The sequence below is a fragment of the Chitinophaga eiseniae genome, from assembly GCF_012641265.1.
In the GTDB taxonomy this organism is placed as follows: Bacteria; Bacteroidota; Bacteroidia; order Chitinophagales; family Chitinophagaceae; genus Chitinophaga; species Chitinophaga eiseniae_A.
This window is the reverse complement of the sequence record NZ_JABAHZ010000001.1, coordinates 1,789,059-1,808,785: the sequence shown is the minus strand read 5'-3', so window position 1 is coordinate 1,808,785 and position 19,727 is coordinate 1,789,059. Positions and strand designations below refer to the sequence as shown.

13 protein-coding genes are annotated in these 19,727 nt (G+C 48.5%); 3 read left to right on the top strand and 10 right to left on the bottom strand.

The genetic code is table 11. The features are described 5' to 3' along the window. Nucleotides 1–55: 55 nt before the first annotated feature. The 4 genes from HGH91_RS06945 to xth all read right to left on the bottom strand — a co-directional run bounded on the left by HGH91_RS06945 (nt 56) and on the right by xth (nt 3,042). Entirely contained in the window at nt 56–982 is a 927-nt protein-coding gene (locus HGH91_RS06945) for an alpha/beta fold hydrolase (RefSeq protein ID WP_168737694.1), read from the bottom strand. A gap of 61 nt (nt 983–1,043) precedes the next feature. Further along, nucleotides 1,044–1,649 carry a DNA-3-methyladenine glycosylase gene (locus HGH91_RS06940; RefSeq protein WP_168737693.1) on the bottom strand — a complete coding sequence of 202 codons (606 nt, stop codon included), beginning with the start codon at nt 1,647–1,649 and terminating at the stop codon, nt 1,044–1,046. Between the two features lie 274 nt (nt 1,650–1,923). Beyond that, the gene (locus tag HGH91_RS06935; protein WP_168737692.1) at nt 1,924–2,127 is read right to left on the bottom strand and encodes a dodecin family protein; all 204 of its coding nucleotides are present in this window, start codon (nt 2,125–2,127) and stop codon (nt 1,924–1,926) included. A 138-nt stretch (nt 2,128–2,265) separates the two neighbouring features. Then, entirely contained in the window at nt 2,266–3,042 is a 777-nt protein-coding gene (gene xth / locus HGH91_RS06930; protein ID WP_168737691.1) for an exodeoxyribonuclease III, read from the bottom strand. A 178-nt stretch (nt 3,043–3,220) separates the two neighbouring features. On the opposite strand from xth, the gene HGH91_RS06925 reads away from it, so the two are divergent. Further along, nucleotides 3,221–3,808: a hypothetical protein gene (locus HGH91_RS06925; RefSeq protein WP_168737690.1), complete on the top strand. Its 588-nt coding sequence runs from the start codon at nt 3,221–3,223 to the stop codon at nt 3,806–3,808. A gap of 12 nt (nt 3,809–3,820) precedes the next feature. Here HGH91_RS06925 and HGH91_RS06920 read toward each other — a convergent pair whose 3' ends face one another. Both HGH91_RS06920 and HGH91_RS06915 read right to left on the bottom strand, forming a co-directional pair. Beyond that, nucleotides 3,821–4,183, bottom strand: coding sequence for a DoxX family protein (locus HGH91_RS06920; protein ID WP_168737689.1), 363 nt, complete (start codon nt 4,181–4,183; stop codon nt 3,821–3,823). 60 nt (nt 4,184–4,243) lie between these two features. Continuing rightward, complete coding sequence (locus HGH91_RS06915) at nt 4,244–4,840, bottom strand: Crp/Fnr family transcriptional regulator (protein ID WP_168737688.1); 597 nt, start codon at nt 4,838–4,840, stop codon at nt 4,244–4,246. 126 nt (nt 4,841–4,966) lie between these two features. Here HGH91_RS06915 and HGH91_RS06910 point away from each other — a divergent pair, with 126 nt between their 5' ends. Then, nucleotides 4,967–5,704, top strand: a complete 738-nt coding sequence (locus HGH91_RS06910) for a carboxypeptidase-like regulatory domain-containing protein (protein ID WP_168737687.1) — start codon at nt 4,967–4,969, stop codon at nt 5,702–5,704. 51 nt (nt 5,705–5,755) lie between these two features. Here the strand turns inward: HGH91_RS06910 and HGH91_RS06905 are convergent, their stop codons facing one another. Next, a complete protein-coding gene (locus HGH91_RS06905; RefSeq protein ID WP_168737686.1) occupies nt 5,756–8,041 on the bottom strand; it encodes a glycosyl hydrolase family 95 catalytic domain-containing protein in 2,286 nt (761 codons plus the stop codon). A 313-nt stretch (nt 8,042–8,354) separates the two neighbouring features. Between HGH91_RS06905 and HGH91_RS06900 the strand changes: the two genes are divergently transcribed. Next, on the top strand, nt 8,355–9,029 hold the full coding sequence (locus HGH91_RS06900; protein ID WP_168737685.1) for a hypothetical protein: 675 nt from the start codon (nt 8,355–8,357) through the stop codon (nt 9,027–9,029). Nucleotides 9,030–9,045: 16 nt separating this feature from the next. Here HGH91_RS06900 and HGH91_RS06895 read toward each other — a convergent pair whose 3' ends face one another. The 3 genes from HGH91_RS06895 to HGH91_RS06885 all read right to left on the bottom strand — a co-directional run bounded on the left by HGH91_RS06895 (nt 9,046) and on the right by HGH91_RS06885 (nt 19,389). Beyond that, on the bottom strand, nt 9,046–9,660 hold the full coding sequence (locus HGH91_RS06895; protein WP_168737684.1) for a hypothetical protein: 615 nt from the start codon (nt 9,658–9,660) through the stop codon (nt 9,046–9,048). Nucleotides 9,661–9,667: 7 nt separating this feature from the next. Continuing rightward, nucleotides 9,668–14,053, bottom strand: coding sequence for a DUF6531 domain-containing protein (locus tag HGH91_RS06890; RefSeq protein WP_168737683.1), 4,386 nt, complete (start codon nt 14,051–14,053; stop codon nt 9,668–9,670). Nucleotides 14,054–14,322: 269 nt separating this feature from the next. After that, nucleotides 14,323–19,389, bottom strand: a complete 5,067-nt coding sequence (locus HGH91_RS06885; RefSeq protein ID WP_168737682.1) for a hypothetical protein — start codon at nt 19,387–19,389, stop codon at nt 14,323–14,325. Nucleotides 19,390–19,727 lie beyond the last annotated feature (338 nt).

Here is a 19,727-nt window from a genome sequence, read left to right as displayed (position 1 = left end):
AAGAAAAATCCCTCCTCCGCTAAAGGCGGAGGAGGGATTTTTTTAAATACGATACTTACTTTAGCCAACGTGTTACGTTATCCAGGAATACCGTTTGTTGATCGGCATACAGGTAATGCGAGCTGTTATCCACGTACCTGAAATTTTTTGTTCCCAGTAACGCTTCCAGGTGATGGAGCATGCCAGTTGAAAATATACCATCCACCTTACCGTATATGCCATAAACCGGGATATGTTTTTCCCAGATCAATTCCGCTAGCACGGGCTGTACATCAATATTCACGCGTGTTTCGTTTTTATAGAAGCGCTCGGGCGCATTTTTATTGCGGACATCTGTTTGTTTTAAAGCGCTGCTGTCATAAGCCCGGGAAATTTCCAGTGCCTCGATATCCGGATGGGCTACCCGGAAAAAACCGTTTTCACTGGCTAACCTGAAACATTCGCTCCGGTAGCGTGCCGACTTTTTATCTAATTGTTTTATCAGGGCTACTTCCCTCAGTTTAGCGGTATCTGGTTTTTGCTGGTAAATGCGCGTCACAGTATCCAGGATATGGTTGTAAGTGGCCTGCTGTGCAAACAAGGCGCTGCACAATACAATTGCCTGCACTTTTTCAGGATATTTCTCGGCAAACAGCGTCGTTACCAGTCCCCCAAAGCTGAACCCCACCAGGTTGGCTTTTGTCAGCTTATATTGCCGGTAAATGTTGTTCAGATCAGTAAATGCTTCTTCATAGGTCAGCGCTGCGTTGGCATCCACTGATCTGCATTCTCCCCGACGGTCGTATACAATGACGTAGAACCCTTTGTCTGCCAGCTTTTGCGCAGTGGTGGCTTCAAAATGTACCGCACTGCCGGCAGGGCCGCCGTGAATGAAAATGAGGGGAGTACTGTCGGGCTTCCCGAATGTTTTAATATAAAGCGATTGGGCAGGTGTAGATACGCCGTAGCAGAGTAGGGCCAGTAATAATAGAGTAAAACGCATGGTGAAAGAAATATTGGGATCCAAATGTAGAGAAACATTTTTAATGGAAGATCATGATCAATTACAATCCTTTTCCTTTACTTACCCATTTATTATCTTTTATGGAGAAGCGATAGGGCAGCAGTGCATCTGCGCCGGCATACTGTACGCCCACGCGGGTGCCGGCCAGGATCTGTGCGTCGGCAATAGCAGGGGCATTTTCTATCCAGATACGATTACCGGTTAGCTGCTCGCCGTTGAGTGCAGCATCGATGCCCAGGGCTTTACACAGGCTGCCCGGACCGGCTGTCATCTTCACCGTGTTTTTATGCGGATAACGATGCTGCATGGCAGCGATGCCGTCCAGTGGCTCCAACGCCCTTACTAATATCGCCTCGGGCACCTCTTTTACATTGGTAACTACGTTGAATAGATAGTGCAGGCCATAGCAGAGATATACGTATGCCAGTCCCCCGGGTTGATACATCACTTCGGTACGTTGGGTACGGCGATTATTCCAGGCATGGGAGGCCCGGTCACGAATGCCGGCATAGGCCTCGGTTTCCACGATAACGCCCGCTGTGCGTACATTGTCTATAGACGTAACCAGTACTTTACCCAGTAGTTGCCTGGCAATGCTGGTCACATCGTCCTGCCGGTAAAAGGATAGTGGTAGTTTTTTAGCCATGCCTGAAATATCCGGAAAGATAGGTGTTGTACGGATAAAAACTAAGGAGATGGTTAACAATCCATACCCTGAAAATACACGAACGGTGCTATAACTGTGTTGATAAAAGGGTATCTTCATCTAATTTCACGTGATGCCTATGTCCCTAAAAAAATTACATCGTTTAACCGGGCTCGTTATTGCCTCGTTTTTATTGCTGCACGTGTGTAACCATCTTTGTGAAATAATATAGAAAGCTATTGAAGTAGCCAGCTTCAATAGCTTTCTGTTGTCGTTAACTATCCACCCGGAACGATACTTTACAGATAAGCCCATAGGTGGTAATCTTCCCATCTTTTACATGGGCCTTGATATCTTTTACAAATACAGAGTCGATATTATGAATGGTTTTAGACACCTCCGTTACTGCATTTTGTAAAGCGTCTTCAATGCTTTTGTCGGACGATGAAATGACTTCAATGACTTTTACGATAGACATAAGTAATATGTTTTGAGTGATGAAATAAGGCCCCATGCCGGCTAACAGGGAAAGCCTGGCCGGGCTCCCTGTGTTGGAAGCATGTAGGGAACAGTACTAAACGGAGAATAACAGGAATTGTTCAATGGCGGAGTGGTCCTATTTGTCGGCCAGCTGTATCCATACCGGTGCATGGTCGCTGGTTTTGTCCCAGCCACGTACGTCGCGGTCTACCCCGGCTGCCTGGAGGCGCTTGTTCACCTGCGGACTAAGTAGGAAATGGTCGATGCGCAAACCGGCATTACGGCCATAGGCATTGCGGAAATAATCCCAGAAAGTATAAATGGTTTCTTCAGGATATAGTTTGCGGATGGCGTCTGTCCAGCCCTGGTCTACCAGGTTTTTAAAGGCTGCCCGGGTTTCCGGCCGGAACAGGGCGTCGTCTACCCAGCGCTCGGGTTTATATACATCTTTTTCGGTGGGTATTGCATTGAAATCGCCAGTGAGCACCACCGGTACGCCCTGGTCCAGCAAGGTTTTGGCGTGGTCGGTCAACCGCTTAAACCAGCTGAGCTTATAATCGAATTTAAGGCCGGGGGCGGGATTGCCATTCGGCAAGTACAGGCCGCCAATGAGCAGGCCATTGATATCGACTTCTATATACCGGCTGTGTACGTCATCTGGGTCGCCCGGGAGCGTACGCCTTATTTCCTTCATGGGTAAGTTGCGGGATAGGACAGCCACCCCATTCCAGCTTTTCTGGCCATGCCAGATCGCCTGGTAACCGGCTTCCAGGATAGCCTGCTCAGGAAATTTTTCCTGTGGAGCCTTGAGTTCCTGTAAACACACCACATCGGGAGTGGTTTCTTGCAGCCAGCGAAGCAATACCTGGAGATGTCCATTAACACCGTTTACGTTATAGGTGGCTATTTTCATACGATGAAGCGGGTTTATTGCCAATAATTTACGACATAATTGGCATATAGCAACACCTGCCGGCTGCAGGTGATAAAACAGGATATAGTCGTTGGCGTTAGGGATATAATATTTTGCCGTACTCTCGTAAATTGTTTACTTTCAATGTGCCGCTGTGCAATCGCTTAATCAGTACCATATGATGTTTAGCAAAGTATTCCCCGGAACAGTCCTGCTCTTTTTGCTGGTATTTTCTATACAGGCAGGGGCACAATCACCCAAAGCCACCGTAACAGATATTACCTTCGACCTGGTGACGTGGACCCGGCATCTGAATAATGATATCGATAAATATTTTTCCCGCGAGAAGGCTACCGATCTAAACCAGCATCTCGAAGATCTGAAGCGGGAACTGAAGATTTACATGAAGTTGCGGAAAACGCTGTCCGACAGCTTATTCCGTAACAATATCACCCCCGGTAAAAAAGACGAGGCGCACCTGGAAGCCCTCAAATCCAGCATGAACCTCGTGATGGAACAAATGCGCAACGTTACCGATTATGTCAGCGATCCACTGAAGATTGAGGGCGACAAGCTCAATGACCAGATTTACGACATTTTATACGGGCAGCAGGTCCGCTACTTATCTAACCTGGATGCTTTTTTAGCCGGTAATGATATCAGCAAAAGAGACCTGGCTATTGATGGCAGCGCCTGTTACGGGCGACTCGAAGAAAGCCTTAACCAGATTGCCGTCTTGCAGGAAAAAATAGCCAGGAAGCGGTAGGGATAAGTTCTGTCAGGCATACCGTAAGACCATTACGGTCAGGGCTGTCAGCAACAGGAATATATTACAGGCCACGGAGCCGTATTCACCACGTTTGTAATGAATAGGCGCTGCCATCATCATAATTACGGCAAAACCCAATGCTGTAAAGGGAGTCAGCCACGGTAAGATGCCAGTGGCCCAGGGAACCAGGATACCCACCGCGCCTAATATTTCAATGATGCCAATAAACCGGATCATAGGATAAGATAAGTTGGCTACACCAGTTTGCCCGACTTGCATCAGTTTTTCTCTTCTCTGGGAAGATTTCATGATGCCGGAATACATGAAAACGGCGGCCAGCAGGCCCTGGGCAATCCATAATAGCGTGTTCATAATCTTGTAGTTTTGTACTACAAAGATGGATATACCCCAATTTTTTTCCTTTGACATTTATCAATTACTATAGCCGGCGCGGATACGGCTCAGCGTTTCGGGGGTAATGCCCAGGTAGGAAGCTACCATGCCCAGGGGTACTCGCTGAATAATGGTTGGATATTGCTCCAGCAGCTTTTGGTAACGCTCCCGGGCTGTAGCAAAATGCAGGTCATCGAAGCGTTGCTGCATTTGTACCAGGCCATAACTCACCAGCAAGCGCCCAAAACGTTCTATCTCATGGTTGGTATCGTAGAGTTGTTGCAAATCGTCGTGGCCAATGGCCCATAACACAGACGGCTCCAACAGTTCAATGCTGCGGATATCCGGCAGGCCGGTAATAAAGCTCACAATAGAGGTGGCGAAGGTTTTTTCTACACTGATCCAGTCGGTCACATCTTTCCCGTCTTTGCTATAAAACGTCCTGGTAAGGCCCTTCTCAATAAAATACACGTGCCGGCACACCGTCCCCGCACTCACCAATTGATAACCTTTGGGTAGCTCCTTCCTGTCAAGAATAGCTGCCATCGCCAACTTGCTGTCGGCAGAAAGGGTGATGAAAGATTTGATCACGTCAAAAAAATCGTTCAGCGATGGATCGTATAATGGCGCTTGCATAGCCTTAGCAGTAAATATTCGTGTGAAATTAAGAAAAGTTTTCAGCGGCGCCCGGCGCCTCAATGAATTGTTAATATTTGTGATATTCTTGTATATGTTTGCCGCCTGTCTTAGATTGGGGCTGAAATGGGCATTTCTACACACTTACAAAAAGTAGCATTATTAGCGGTATTGATGTTGGCAGGCATCGCATCCGGGGCGCAGGTACGGGTGAGCGGCACCGTTTACGACCGTACACAACTGGTACGGATGGCAGGCGTGAGCGTAATGAGTAACTCCGGCGCAGGCGCCATCACCGATTCTTTGGGGCACTATAGTATTATTGTACCGGTAACAGATTCGATCAGCTTTTCTTACCAGGGAAAACCGACCATGAAATTTGCCGTAAGGGAAATTCCGTTCAACCGCCCATTTGATATGAGCCTGCATGTGAGCGTAATGACCCTGCCTACCGTGGTGGTAACAGAAAAGATGCGGGGATATAAATTTGACTCACTGGAGCGACGTAATGAATACCGCAAAGTATTCGACTATGCGCCGGACTACCTGACCAGCGGTGGCAATGGAGTAGGAGCCGGCGTTAACCTGGACGCCCTGTTAAGCATCCGGAAAATTAAGCGGATGGAGGCCTTCCGGCGTTTCCTGGAAAGGGATGAACGCGAAAAATATATTGACTACCGCTTTAATGCCGTGCTGGTAAAGAAAATTACAGGATTGCAATCGCCCGCGCTGGAAGCATTTATGAAAGAATACCGGCCCAGCTATGAGCTACTATTGAGTTTTGAAACAGAGTACCAATATTATAAATACATTCGTGACTGCGGAAGGTTTTACACGGGTAATAATACTTCCCCACATCAATAAAAAATCCCTCCCACTTTTAATGGGGGGGATTTTTTATTGAAGGCTATGCAATTATTCATATCCATTTTTCAGCACCAACACACTGCCTGGCTGACTGTTCAGCTGAAGAAAACCATCCCCGTTATTTTTTATCACAAATCCTTTGTTACTTGCTGCGTAAAATGTTTTGAACGGTAGTTTCAAGCGGGTAGTACCGCCTTTTTTAGACACTATTTTTACTTCTGCCACCTGTGATCCGTCTTTCTTCGCGCTTACCAGGAAGGCGCCTTCTGTGCGCAAATTTTCGAAAGCCACGTTATCCCAGTTAGCAGGAATAGCCGGCATAATGTCAATAAAGCCGGCATAGCTCTGTAGCAGCATCTCCTGTAGTCCGGCTGCAAAGGCGAAGTTACCTTCCAGGGTGAACGGGCGGTAAGTGAATTTGGACAAGCCCGATTTGGTTTGGTCGCCATTCAGGTGGAAGCTGTTGATAGAACAGAAGGCCTTTGCAAAGATTTGTAAATCTCTGGCTGCGCCGGCGCCATCTTTGGCCCTGGCTTTCAGGTTGGCCATCCAGGAATAGGAGTAGCCGCACCAATATGCCGGCCCCATACTATCGGTGAGATGTATGGAATTGCGGATAATCGTTTGGGCTGCTTCCCCGTCTTCCCATTTAATAAGCCCCAGGGGATGAATAGCCATCATATGCGAAAAGTGGCGGTGCGATTGGTTATACGCCATGCTCGGGGCAAACATCAGCTCGTGTTGAGGGCTGAGTGCAAAATCACCGTATTCTGCCAGTATCTTTTTCCAATGAGCGGCTTCACTGCTTAGTCCAAGTGCTGTGGCCAGTTCCGCGGCTTTGCTGAAGGTAAACTTCATTAATGCCAGGTCGTAGTTGGTGTTTTGTGGAAACCAGGCCTCCAGGCTGTTGTCGTTGATCTCCGGGCTGGAACTGATTTTCAGCTTACGATGACCGTTTTCATCTTTTAGGGTGATGTTTTCCAGGAAGGTGGCCGTGTTCTTAAACCAGGGATAGGCTTTTTCTTTCAGGAAATTTTTATCCATACTGTAGCGCCATTGCAGGTAATAGTGCTGGGCCAGCCAGGAAGATACGGTAGGCGACAACGAATATTGGATCCATCCCCCCATTTCGGTGCCGTCGAGGGTGGTTACGCCTGGTACTGCGAGTCCTGGCACCCCAAAATACATCTTCGTATAACGTAGGTAGTTAGCTTTATTGTTTTCCAGGTGACGGAGATAGCCGGTGGCTTCTTCCAGGTGATTGCTGCTATAGGAAGGCCAGTAGCTGAGCTGCGTATTCAGGTCGTGGTGATAATCGCCTTTCCAGGGCGCAATGCGGCCATTGTCCGCCGTCCATACTGCCTGCAGGGAAATGGGCGGGGCATCCTTCCGGGCAGCGGCGCCAAATTTATATTGCTCCAGGTACCACTGTTTTTCCAACAGGGTATCCGGTACATGAATGGCAGATTTGCTCCAGAATTGACGCCACCAGCCGCTATGCGCGATCAGTGCTTTGTCGAAGGCTTGTGCCGTACTGCGGGCAGTTACTTTTTCCGCCAGCTCCTGCACGGGCTGTTTGGGATATTGTGACGAAATACTCCATACACCTTCAATGGTATGGGCGGCTGTTTGCTTCCACCGCACATTGATATCATACGTAAACCCATTCCAGCCTTCCTGGTGATAAGTAATACTATTGCCGGTTTGACGGATATCGCCTTGTTTGTAGCCTAACCGCGACAGGTCATCGCCGCCCACCGGATCGCCACTGTTCTTTACGGCGCCCTGGTATTGTGGCGCTACCAATTGAGGTATCAGCTGAGCAGGTATGTTTTCAAAACGGAACCAACCCACGGGTTTTGCCGCATCTACGAAGGTTTGCAACGAGGCGCCATTACTCCATTTTACCTCGCAAAGGGCGTTATGCAGGCTCAGATGGACCGATTGTACAGGACCCCAGTCTTTGGTATCAAATTCCAATGCCCCGCCAGGAATTTTAGAAGGCGCGGCTTCGGCATCGTAAGGCGCATCGAGGTATTGTTGTACGGGTTGATAGTCCTTTTTATGCACCTGGTCTATTACCCACTGGTAGCTGAATTCTTTACGGTGTAATCCTTTCATGGGGCGAAGGTCCCAGAGATCGGCCCGATCGAGCGAAAACCGGAGATGATCCCCTTTTTGCCAGATCAGGGCGCCCAGCAGGCCATTGCCCAATGGTACGGCTTCATCCCAACGGGAAGCCAGTTGATTAAATTGCAGGTCATGCATGGAAGATTGGGCATAGCTGGTCATTGCTGCGACAGACAATGCCAGGGCCGCGATAAGTTTGTTCATCTGTTCTGTTTAATTAGCAACCATAAGTCAGTGCCTAATTTACCCGAAAAAATGAAACTTTTTTTGGAAATAGTCACGCAAAGGAGCAAAGCAGCTAAGATCTACGCGAATTTTTAAGTTCAAAAAGTATGATGATGCTATCACAAACTTATCTTTTATGTAATCCAACACTTTGCAAGCTTAGAAACTCGCTTATATCTTAGCTGCTTTGCTCCTTTGCTCCTTTGCGTGAGCGGAACGGAAAATTTGTACAATGCTATATTCGCTTTATTCATTAGCTTCGTAAGCATAACTCCCTGAAGCAACTATACCCATGGTTTCCCTCTCCGTTTTACATAGCGCTAATATTATCACGCATGTTACTGCGGGATCCGTTGCATTGATCCTTGGGCTGGTGGCATTACTGACCCGGAAAGGAGGAATGCTGCACCGGAAAAGTGGCCGCCTCTTTCTCGTGTTTTTATCGGTGGTGATTGCCACTGGCCTGATAGGCGTTTTTGTATTTGGAAGAAATACATTTTTACTGGTCATTACCCTGTTAAGCGGATACCTCGGATACTCCGGTTACCGGGTGTTACAGGCAAAGTCCAATCAGTTTAATGGGAGAGACATAGTGGTGGCCATAGCGGTGCTTTGCTCTGATTTGTATTTCCTGTACTACTTTAAATCTATTGGCATGATCTGGTCGCCGGTCATCATTTACAGCACTACAGGATACTTGCTTTTTATTATCACGTATGATTTTTTACGTTACCTGATTCCATCACACTGGTATGGCAACTTATGGCTGTACGAGCATATCCTGAAAATGGTGAGCGCCTTCAGCGGTATTCTATCGGCATTTACCGGAACGGTATTTCCTCAATATCAGCCCTACAGCCAGTTTCTACCTTCTGTATCGGGAACAATCATTGCCATTGGGTTTATGATATATGTATACCGGAGAGGAGCATACGCCGGTAAGCGCGGCGCTGTAGCTATTGAATAGCCGCAGGGCTGTTTAGTTATTGTCCGCTGGTATAAGTAGCCAGGATACGTTGTACCAGGGCCAGCACAGTAGGATGTACGGTCAGCTCCCAGATGAGCTCTTCCCCCGGAATCTGGCAAACCAACTGGTTACCCCGGAAGCTAAATCCGTTCAGTGCCCGTCGCTGTTGCGGGTATTTTATGAGGAAATTCTCTTTAGGCTCAAAGTAAATCGTTAAAAAGTCGGATGATGTTTCATTCTCCAGCTTTATCAATTTTATCCTGACCAGTTGCTGCTTTTCAAATTCCACCAAAACGACGTCCTGGTCATTGTTGGGAAAACTGAGCGTGTTGAAATCATTTTCCTTCAGAAAGGCGTATAATGCCTGGTCCGCCGGATATTTGCCAGTGATCTTATAGTGATAATCTACGCCATCTGTCACGGTATCGAATTCAAAACTGCTGGTATCGAAGCTCAACTCGGTGATGGGTTGCAGGTCTGATTCACCGTACGGGTCCTGATCTATTTCAAACGTTTTATGATCGTTATTGAAACAGAGCTTTTCTCCTGAAGTAAAGAATAATTCATTTATCCTGTTATCATAACTAACAACTAGTCCTTTCGATTTAACTTCTTTTGTCTTTTTCTCCATATGAATATTAGTGGTGTTTTGTAGAGTGTTCTTCCAGTTTTTCCCAGGCTTTGTCGGACCTTTTGACGGTACCCATTTTTTCCTTCAGCAACTTTTGCAGGTCTTTTTGTGCAGCGTCGAATTCGTCACGCATAATGGTCAGGTGATCGATGGTTACATTGGCTTTGGTAACCGGTATGGTTACGCTGTTGGCACCACCTTCTTTCAGGTAGTCGAACATCTGTGTGCGGCATTTTACGCACATACCAACAGGTGCATCTTCGCTGATAGAGAAGTGTCCCTGGATATCAGAGATGACGACATCTTTACCGGCCAGTTTACCTTCTTTGTTCAGGGCATCGAGTCCACGCATTTCTGAGTGGATTTTATTTTTCGATGGCAGTCTTACCTCGTCGTCACCAGCGGTAATGGTACCAGTGGCGCCCCTCATTTTGCCGGCTGCCATGAGCCCGAACGGATCTATCCAGGTGTTCGGATCGCGTACATAGCCGTATAGTTTCATGCCACCGCTGAGGCCTATCGGGTCCTGGCTAAGATACATCCCTGTTTCCGGCGAATAATACCGGAAGCGGTTATAGGCCATCCCTGTTTCCACATCCACATACTGTCCCTGATAAAGGTAGTTACAAAATGTTTTATGACCATGCAGGGTACGCACTTTACCATAACAATCCAGTTCCCGTTCCCATACTTTACGGCCGGAGGTATCGAAGGCCTGTATCGGGGTCCCCATATGGTCGGCAATAATGCTGTAGGCATTTTCAGCTTCCAGTTTGGCCACTGGTATCAGTGTGCCTTCTTCAAATACCCAGGTCACCAGGTGGTCGATGGGTTCTTTGGCTTCTTGCAGGTCGCCACTGGCATCTGCCCCCAGGTGCGGCGGATAGTCGCCCTGGTAGTGCCATTCATGCAGGGGGACGCTCCTGTCCCATACCCAGCGCGTTACCTCCTGGCTCCGTTTGTTCACCTTGGCTATTCGGCGTCCCAGCGGATCGTAGCTGAAAACAATGTCGGCGCCGGTGGGCGTCACTACACTTTGCAGCAGTCCATCTGCATTCCAGTGATAGCTCCACCCTGTACCACTTCCTTTTGCATCAATTTTGTTGGCTTTAATAAAAGACTGTTTGTCTGTTGCGGCACTGTGGGTGTTGGTTTTGAATTCTTTGAACAGCAGGTTACCTTCTGCGTCATAGTAATAGAAATAATCGGGGCAGGACAGGAGCCGTCCCCCTTTGCTATAGGTACGGTCTTTCCGGGAGGGGATGGTAAACAGGTTACCCAGTTTATCCGGTACCCGGTAGATGGTTTCTGCTATGCTGGAATTTTGTTGCGCATAGGTGGCACTGGCGAGGTTGTCGAATTCGTCGTAGTCAAAGCGTACTTCGCGGCCCGACAGCTCATTTACCATGCGGCGTAATTTGGACGCAGGGCCCCAGTCGTAGCGGGTGCTGTTGGTGACCTGTTGCTGGCCGATCGTTTGCCGGATAATGCGTCCTTGTTTATCGCGCTGTATTTTGAGGGTCAGTTGACCACTGAGTTGCCGTTCTATTTCAGCGCCTTCCGTATTGCGCTGCCAGCGGGCATGCCAGCTGCCGGCTGTGCCATTGCCCGCTTCCATGCTCTCCAGGAAGCCGGTGGGAGTGTGTTGCAGGCTGATGGCTGCACCGAGACTGCTGCTGATAAAGCTGCTGCGCCCATCATCGTCGTACTCACGGGCAACACTATACGCTCCCTGTGATTCTTTGACGACCCGTCCGCAGAAATCACGTTGTATGGTAATGGCGCCATCTGCATTGAATGCAGCTGTCAGCAAGCTGTCGGCATTATATCCATAGGCCGTTACGCTGCCGTCGTATTGCTCCATCCGGGTTATATTGTCATTGCCGTCGTAGTCATAAAGTGTCCAGCGGTTGCCGGGCCGCAGTAATTTTTTGATCCTGCCGGCGCCATCTCTTTCATAGTGGCGGTGCAGCCCATCAAATCCCCATTCGTTGATGATGTTGCCGTTGGCATCCGGCTCCAGCCGGTACAACTCCCCGCCCTCATTGGCGATGGTGCGGAGTTGCAGTTCCGTATCATAATTGAATCGTACCTGTATGCCATGTTGCATTCTGCTGGTCAGCGTACTTAACGGACCGTAGGTGAAATTGACTTTTCTTTGTCCATCACCGGCCTGCAACAGGTTATCTGCTTCATCATAGCTGAAGTGATGGGCGGAGCCATCTGCTTCTTCCATGCGTATCATATTACCCACTGCATCGTATTCGTAGGCATACCAGTAGCCATTGTCGCTGGTTTCACGGATTAGTCTGCCCAGCTCATCATGTTTCCAGTTGAACTGTGCTCCTTCGGGTTGTATGAGCCGGGTGAGGTTATGCTGCTCATCATATTCCAGCTGAATAACGCGGCCGTTGCTATGGGTAATGCTGGTGAGATGCGGTCCCTTGTAGCCGTATCGCAGGAATGTTCTGTTGGGCAATGTCTTTTTAGATACCAGGCCCTGGTCATTGTACTCCCAGCCCAAACGCATGCCACCGGGACTTTTCAAGGCAATCAGCTGTTGTTGCTCATCGTAGCTGTACGTAGTCGTTTCCCCGTTGCCATTCGTTGATTTGATCACGTTGCCATACTCATCGTAATCACTTTTCAGGCTGTTGCCTTCGGGGTCTACGACCACGGCCAGCTCTTCAAATTCGTTGTAGTGTTGCAGGGTAACGCCGCCGTTACCATCTACTATTTTATAGATCAGGTTTCTTTCGTCATAGTAATAGGCGGTTTCATGTCCCAGGCTGTTGTTGGTGGTTGTTTTACCGTTTTCATACCGGGCATGGTATTCCAGGATACCGCCATCGCCCCAGGTGTGCACACAGCGGGCGTCATCGCCGGCGCCTTCATATTCCCAGTAGAAATTAAGCCCGCTTTGATTGGTGAGCTGTACGAGGAGATGCCCGCGGTAGAAAAAGTGCTTGCTGGCATCCCTGGCGTTGGTGGTAGTGCTGAGGTTGCCGTCTTCATCATAGGTATAACGTACCAGGTCGATCACCGTGTTATTGCAATGGGTATGAATCCTCACAATGCGGCCTTCTTCATCAGTGGTGACCAACAGGTGCCGGCCACTGCTATCGGTGATCTGTTGCAGGTGCCCTTTAGGGTTGTACCGGAATTGTATACTGAAGCCGGCAGGATCAAGGATTTCCGCCAGCATATAACTGCCGTCAGGCGCAGCTTTGGCGTGGAAATGATAGTTGAGCCCTGTCGTATCAGACAGGTAATAGCCATTATCATCGCGGTGCCACCAGAGCTGTTCTTTCCGGTTATAATAGCGGCGTCCCGGTAAAAGGGCTGGCATTACGGTTTCACGGCCATCCGGCAGGCGTATACTCAGGTAGCCATTTTGGAGATCGTATACGCTCATGTTATAACTGTGGTGCCAGTTATATCCCAGTGGACCGTTCACGGCAGCATCACTGTAGTAGGTACGTTCCCATACCAATGGAATGGGACCGGGTAATTCGAAGTCGGTACTGCGGGCATATACCCGGCCACTCACGGCATCTACCGGTTCCCCGAACCATTTACATTTGAAATTCTGCAGGATGGCCGCCAGCTTCGGGAAGCGGCTTTCTATCTTGTCAATAATTTTCTGGAGTACCGCACCGGCTGCTTTAGACAGTCCTTTCAGTCCTAGTTTAAACATGAGCTGAAACAGGTCGATCGTGGGCGGACCGCCCACCAGTACGGGCTTACCCGCGGAGGTCATAATGAGCAGTACCGATGTGGGCGCCATCAGCGCCATGGCGGTACTCTTTTTATTGAGCCGGGGCGGAGAGGGGAGCCCTACCAGGTTACAAGACAAGGCCGGGTGAAACTGGGTTGAAAACGGACCTCCATCTGCCAGTACGGTGGAGCTTCCCATCCACATTTCGGAGGCCGCTTTGGGCTTTACGATGGGAAAGGGCAGGTGCGCAATAAATGCAGGTAAATGAAAAATGGGGGTGCCGGCATTGGCAATCCACTGCTGGTGTACTTTTACCGAGGGACTCAATGCATGTACCAGCATTTGGGCGGTAGCAGCCAGGGAAAAAGGTTGAGGAGGCGGTTCTTTACCATCTTCTGTTTCCGGTGGCGGTGGCGGGGGAGGCACCACACTGGCAATAGCTGCCATGATGGCTCCCATGATATCAAAAATCATCCCTATATGCGGTACCGGTAGCAAAGGCGCCGGTGGAAATACGCAGTCATGAAAATCTATGCCTATACCCAGATCGAAATATTTGGCGGCAGGCATTCCGGGAAAGGATGGCAATATACTGGCCATTCCTTTTTGTATGTGATCCAGTGAATTTTTCTTTTCGGCAAAGAGCGCTCCAAAGCCTTTGTTTTCTCCTGACATGGTTTATTCAATAAAGAAGGTTCGTTAAATGCAAACAATGTAATTCTTCCAATCTTGCCTATACGGCTGCAATCACTGTATTACCGGGTTGTCACATCTTTTCTGAAAGTAAATTACAGCAGTATAGTTGATAAATAAGGTTAACCGTATTTTACGGAGATTATTACCACAAATTAAGGTCTGATAGTGAATATAACAAATATAATTACAAAAGAAAACCCGGCTAACAAGCCGGGCCTTCTTTGCTTTATCAATCACGCTAAAGTATACTACCTGGTGGGTACAATTTTTCCGGTGGCGGTAAACTGACCTACACTTAATCTATAGATGAACAGTATCCTGGAAGCTTCTGGCACGTGGTATTCTATCAACTGTAAACTACCCTTCGTTACTTCTCCGTTGTAGATAACTGCTACCCGGCGTCCCTGCAGATTATACAATTCCAGTTGTGCTTTACCTGTTTCCGGTGCTACATAACGGAACAATATAGTTTCTGTATATGGGTTCGGGAATACGGTCACTACAAGGTTAGAATGAGCTGTTTCCTTACCATAGGTTAATGAGCCTGGATTGTCGTATGATACGCTTGAAATATTGCTGATATTGCTAACAGTCTTCGCCCACCTTACCAGTACGGCGCAGCTATTAAATCCATTATTGATAGCATCTATCGCCGCATTTACATCGGAAGCGCTTACTCCGCTGACGGTCTGTCCTCCGAGGTATTTATTGGCCAGCATAAACAATCCTTGTACGGTTGCCTGTCCGGTAGATGCCAGGTAGTTGACCACGTTGGCTGGCAGCTTATAGGCATCTATCTGGGATACCGGTGTGTTGCTGCCGCAGCTGGTAAGCTTAGCGGTAAACAGGGAATCTCCGCCAATGGTCAATCCTGACAAGGTAGGTGTAATACCCATATTGAAGAACAAGGTCATTGTTTGAGACAAGAGTACATTGTTAATCTTACCGAACGTTGTTGATGCGGTGGATAACGGTACATTAGGCCAGGTGGCTGACTTGCTGTAGGTAGCATATCCTTTCAGTGCGGCTGGGGTACCTCCGCCAGGCAGCATGTTGAATATACTGCTATTGGTAACGTCGGTCAGGAACAGGGTAAAGAATTTACCTGTTGATTTTAGTCCGAAGATAGCGGAATCGCCTGGTTGAGCGTCTACTACCTGTGTCATCATTTGCAGCGCTTTAAGACTGCCGCCTCCAGGAGTGCATCCTAGGCCACCCTTGTTGCCATAGAATCCCTGGGTGTAGGTACAGTAGCTTGCACAACAGCTTACGGTAATAGCCTGTTCTACGTAGATGGAGTTGCCGCATTCGTCGGTGGCTGTCCAGCGCCTGATATATTTAAATGGACAAACGGTTCCTACTTTCCTGTCGCTGGTGGTCACAGTCACTTTACCATTACAGTTATCTGTAAATGTTGGTGCGTCATACACGAGCGGAGCGCTGCAACTGATCAGCTTATCGCTTCCCTGGGCGGTGGCTACTATCGGGGCAATACTGTCTTTTACGATAATAGTTTGTTTGATGGTATCTGACTTGTTGCCACAGCCATCTACAGCCCACCATTTACGTACCACGGTGAATTTGTTTACACAGGTACTGTCTGTTGTTACAGCAGAGAAGTATACGGTGGCGCCACTGCAACTGCCGCTGGCGGTGATGGTTTGCGGACTTGGTATGTCTTTGGCGCAAGCTACCACCAGGTCGCTTACCTTACCGGAGAGTACAGGTACTACACTATTTTTGATGTGGATAGTTTGTTTAACAGAGTCACTATTGCCGCAAACATCTGCAAATATCCAGGTGCGAACAATCGTAGAGTCGCAGGAGGTACCGCTACCAATTTGACTGTATACCGGTGTAACGGAGGCATCACAGTTGTCGGTGGCTGTTGGTGTAGGCACCGGCGGGATGTCTTTTATACACTGTATGTTCACATTTGCGGTGAAGTTAGCGGTGATCACTGGTTTCACGTTGTCGTTCACGGTGATGGTTTGTTTGATGGTATCTGACTTGTTGCCACAGGCATCTACTGCCCACCACTTACGTACCAGTTTGAATTTGTTCACACAGGTACTGTCGGTGGTCATCTGGCTCATCTGTACGGCCACATTGACGGTACAGTTATCAGAAGCCGTAATCACTGGCGGTGCCGGGATGTCTTTTGCGCAAGTGATAGATGCATCTGGTGCTGTACCGGAAAGTACAGGTGCAATGCTGTCTTTGATGTGAATGGTCTGTTTCACGGAATCACTGTTGCCGCAGGCATCTGCAAATATCCAGGTACGAACAATTGTAGAGTCGCAGGCGGTGCCACTGCCCATTTCACTATATGCCGGAACAACGCTGGCATCACAGTTGTCGGTAGCTGTTGGCGTTGGCGGTGCAGGGATATCTTTCACACACTGTACTTTCACATCTTTTGCAAAATCAGCAGTGATCACCGGTTTCACGTTGTCGTTCACGGTGATGGTTTGTGTAAGTGTATCAGAGGTATTGCCACAGGCATCAACAGCCCACCACTTACGCACTAGTTTGAATTTGTTCACACAGGTACTGTCTGTGGTCATCTGGCTCATCTGTACAGTCACATTGGCGGTACAGTTATCTGAAGCGGTAATGACCGGTGGTGCGGGGATGTCTTTTGCACAGCTGATAGAAGCATCTGGTGCTGTACCGGAAAGTACAGGCGCGATGCTATCCTTGATGTGAATGGTCTGTTTCACAGAATCACTGTTGCCGCAGGCATCTGCAAATATCCAGGTACGGACAATCGTAGAGTCGCAGGCGGTGCCACTGCCCATTTCACTATATGCCGGAACAACGCTGGCATCACAGTTGTCGGTAGCTGTTGGCGTTGGCGGTGCAGGGATATCTTTCACACACTGTACTTTCACATCTTTCGGGAAATCAGCGGTGATCACCGGTTTCACGTTGTCGTTCACGGTGATGGTTTGTCTGAGTGTATCAGAAGTATTGCCACAGGCATCAACAGCCCACCACTTACGTACCAGTTTGAATTTATTCACACAGGTACTGTCAGTGGTCATCTGGCTCATCTGCACAGTCACATTGGCAGTACAGTTATCAGAAGCGGTAATGACCGGTGGTGCTGGGATGTCTTTTGCACAGCTGATAGACGCATCTGGCGCTGTACCGGAAAGTACAGGTGCAATGCTGTCTTTGATGTGAATGGTCTGTTTCACAGAATCACTGTTGCCGCAAACATCTGCAAATACCCAGGTGCGAACAATCGTAGAGTCGCAGGCGGTACCACTGCCCATTTCATCGTATATCGGTATAACGATGGCGTCACAGTTATCGGTAGCGGTTGGGGCAGGCGGAGCAGGTATGTCGCCGACACACTGTACTTTCACATCTTTCGGGAAGTCAGCAGTGATCACCGGTTTAACATTGTCGTTCACGGTAATGGTTTGCTTGAGCGTATCAGAGGTATTGCCACAGGCATCTACTGCCCACCACTTGCGTACCAGTTTGAATTTGTTCACGCAGGTGCTGTCAACGGTCTGTTGGCTCATCTGTACTTGTACATTGCCGATACAATTGTCAGACGCGGTAATGACCGGTGCTGCAGGGACATCTTTTGCACAGGTGATAGCTGCATCTGGCGCCGTACCGGAGAGTACAGGTGCAATGGTATCTTTTACATTCACTACCAGCGAACAGGTATCTTTTACCTTGCCATCTGCGGTAGTGGTAATCAATTGCAACTTATAGGAACCGCAGGTATTGCCGGCCATGACAGTTACCGTATCGTTAGTGATGGCGCCTGTGATACTGCCATCGCCGGTAATGCTCCAGCTATAGGAACCCACCTGGGAAGGCAACGGACCCATATATACGTTGGAGGAACCGGGACACACAGGGTTAGGTCCATTGATGATGCATGGCGGCGCCGGGTGTTGGGTAACCGTTATCACCACGGTATCCTTTCCTGTGCAACCAGCGCTGTCTGTAGCGGTAACTACAAACTGGAATGTTCCGGTACCTGTTGGTATAAATTGTGGATTAAAGATAGTAGGATTGGAAAGTCCTGTTACAGGGCTCCAGCTGAATGTATACGGTGATGTGCCCCCGGCGGCGGATGCGCTCAGGTAGGCGGTATCAAGATTGGTGATACTCTGATCGACGCCGGCATTGACCATTACTTTTGAAAGTGTGATCAACTGGCCGGGATAAACATCAGACCCCAGGTAGCTGGTATCAGAAAGCCCGTTGCGGGTAACAATCAACTGAAGGCTGAATGACCCTGCGGTAAAGGAAGTGCCGATGGGAACTACCTGTATATTGGCAAGGGTATTATTAACGATTTTAGCATTGGCGGTATTGCTGCCAATAATACTCCAGAGGTAGGTGAGCCCGGTAGGGTCATCTACGGTGGAGGTATAGTTCAATGAGGTGGTTTCTATGCAACCTGTGGAAGGGCCGCTGATGGAACCTTCAGGAGGAATATACACGGCATTGGTTTTCAGTGATCTGTCCTGGTTACCAATGCTAACTACATTACCATCGATGATCCAGTTTTTTAAACGCATGTGATAGGGCGATCCGCTAATGCCGGAAGCGGAGTTGGTCTGCCCGCTGGCATCTTTCCCCCAGTCAAATACACTGGCGATATGTCCGCCCCACGCCAGTACTGCGGTTTCCTTCAACGCGGTGAAAGTGATGTTAATCACTGTTTCGGAATTAGACCCTGTAAGACTACCTTCCGATGCATATACGACGCTGCTGAGGGTGGCATTGTAACCTGTCATCACGCGTTCCGATGCAGGTAATGTATTGAAGCTGGTGGTAGGCTGTCCCGCAACAGGTGATCCGGCGCTGGAAGGCGCCGGAATGGCTAGTGTGCTGGTAGAGGTAAAATAGCTTTCCGGGAAACCGGTAATGTTTAACAATGGATCTACCGTTTCCGCCGTATGTAGAAAAATGGCGTGAGGTTCGAGCCGCTGGAACTGTGTAATATAGTCCAGTGCATGCTTCCCACTGGCCGTGATATCCAGCCCGATAACGAGGGTGTAGGTTTGGTTGGCCACCAGGTTAGTCAATACTGCCCGGTAAGGCACCGAATATCCTTCCAGGAAGTGCGCCTGGTTGTTGTTCAGGTTACCATTTACCCAGTCGACAGGGGAGGTGGGCGCTGTGGAACTACCATTGGAACCCTGGTCTAAATTCGCTGACTGGGCATTGACTCGCAGTACAGCCGCAGTAAGAAAAAACAGTAATAGCAGAATGGGAATTAGTTTGGATGGAAAGGACGGTACATTTGGAGAATAGCGGGGTAAATCTATTGCGTACATAAACACAGATTTTGCCGTGAACAAAAAAGGTTATTTCGCGGGTAGATACCTACTCGTGCTTACCAGCGAGGGGCAACGATATGCGTTGTCGTACTGCTTGCCAAACACAGTATAACCGCATGTGTCATCGCCTGATCACATGATTACTGGGGGAATCCATAAATAAAGGTTAAAACGAGGTAGCTCAGGGATACAGTCAAAATGTAGTGAAAGATGAAACAGGTAGACTAGTTTAGCTTACTCTCTGAACAGTGTATTTTTCTTGAATTAGATCCAGTTGGTTGATATTTTTCTCAATGCTTATGCAAAGGTTAACTATTTTTTTAAATCCAAAAAAT

Excerpts from the sequence above, each read along its gene's own strand:
- HGH91_RS06945 (WP_168737694.1), bottom strand. The coding sequence starts at position 982 with ATGCGTTTTACTCTATTATTACTGGCCCTACTCTGCTACGGCGTATCT.
- HGH91_RS06940 (WP_168737693.1), bottom strand. The coding sequence starts at position 1,649 with ATGGCTAAAAAACTACCACTATCCTTTTACCGGCAGGACGATGTGACC.
- HGH91_RS06935 (WP_168737692.1), bottom strand. The coding sequence starts at position 2,127 with ATGTCTATCGTAAAAGTCATTGAAGTCATTTCATCGTCCGACAAAAGC.
- xth (WP_168737691.1), bottom strand. The coding sequence starts at position 3,042 with ATGAAAATAGCCACCTATAACGTAAACGGTGTTAATGGACATCTCCAG.
- HGH91_RS06925 (WP_168737690.1), top strand. The coding sequence starts at position 3,221 with ATGATGTTTAGCAAAGTATTCCCCGGAACAGTCCTGCTCTTTTTGCTG.
- HGH91_RS06920 (WP_168737689.1), bottom strand. The coding sequence starts at position 4,183 with ATGAACACGCTATTATGGATTGCCCAGGGCCTGCTGGCCGCCGTTTTC.
- HGH91_RS06915 (WP_168737688.1), bottom strand. The coding sequence starts at position 4,840 with ATGCAAGCGCCATTATACGATCCATCGCTGAACGATTTTTTTGACGTG.
- HGH91_RS06910 (WP_168737687.1), top strand. The coding sequence starts at position 4,967 with ATGGGCATTTCTACACACTTACAAAAAGTAGCATTATTAGCGGTATTG.
- HGH91_RS06905 (WP_168737686.1), bottom strand. The coding sequence starts at position 8,041 with ATGAACAAACTTATCGCGGCCCTGGCATTGTCTGTCGCAGCAATGACC.
- HGH91_RS06900 (WP_168737685.1), top strand. The coding sequence starts at position 8,355 with ATGGTTTCCCTCTCCGTTTTACATAGCGCTAATATTATCACGCATGTT.
- HGH91_RS06895 (WP_168737684.1), bottom strand. The coding sequence starts at position 9,660 with ATGGAGAAAAAGACAAAAGAAGTTAAATCGAAAGGACTAGTTGTTAGT.
- HGH91_RS06890 (WP_168737683.1), bottom strand. The coding sequence starts at position 14,053 with ATGTCAGGAGAAAACAAAGGCTTTGGAGCGCTCTTTGCCGAAAAGAAA.
- HGH91_RS06885 (WP_168737682.1), bottom strand. The coding sequence starts at position 19,389 with ATGTACGCAATAGATTTACCCCGCTATTCTCCAAATGTACCGTCCTTT.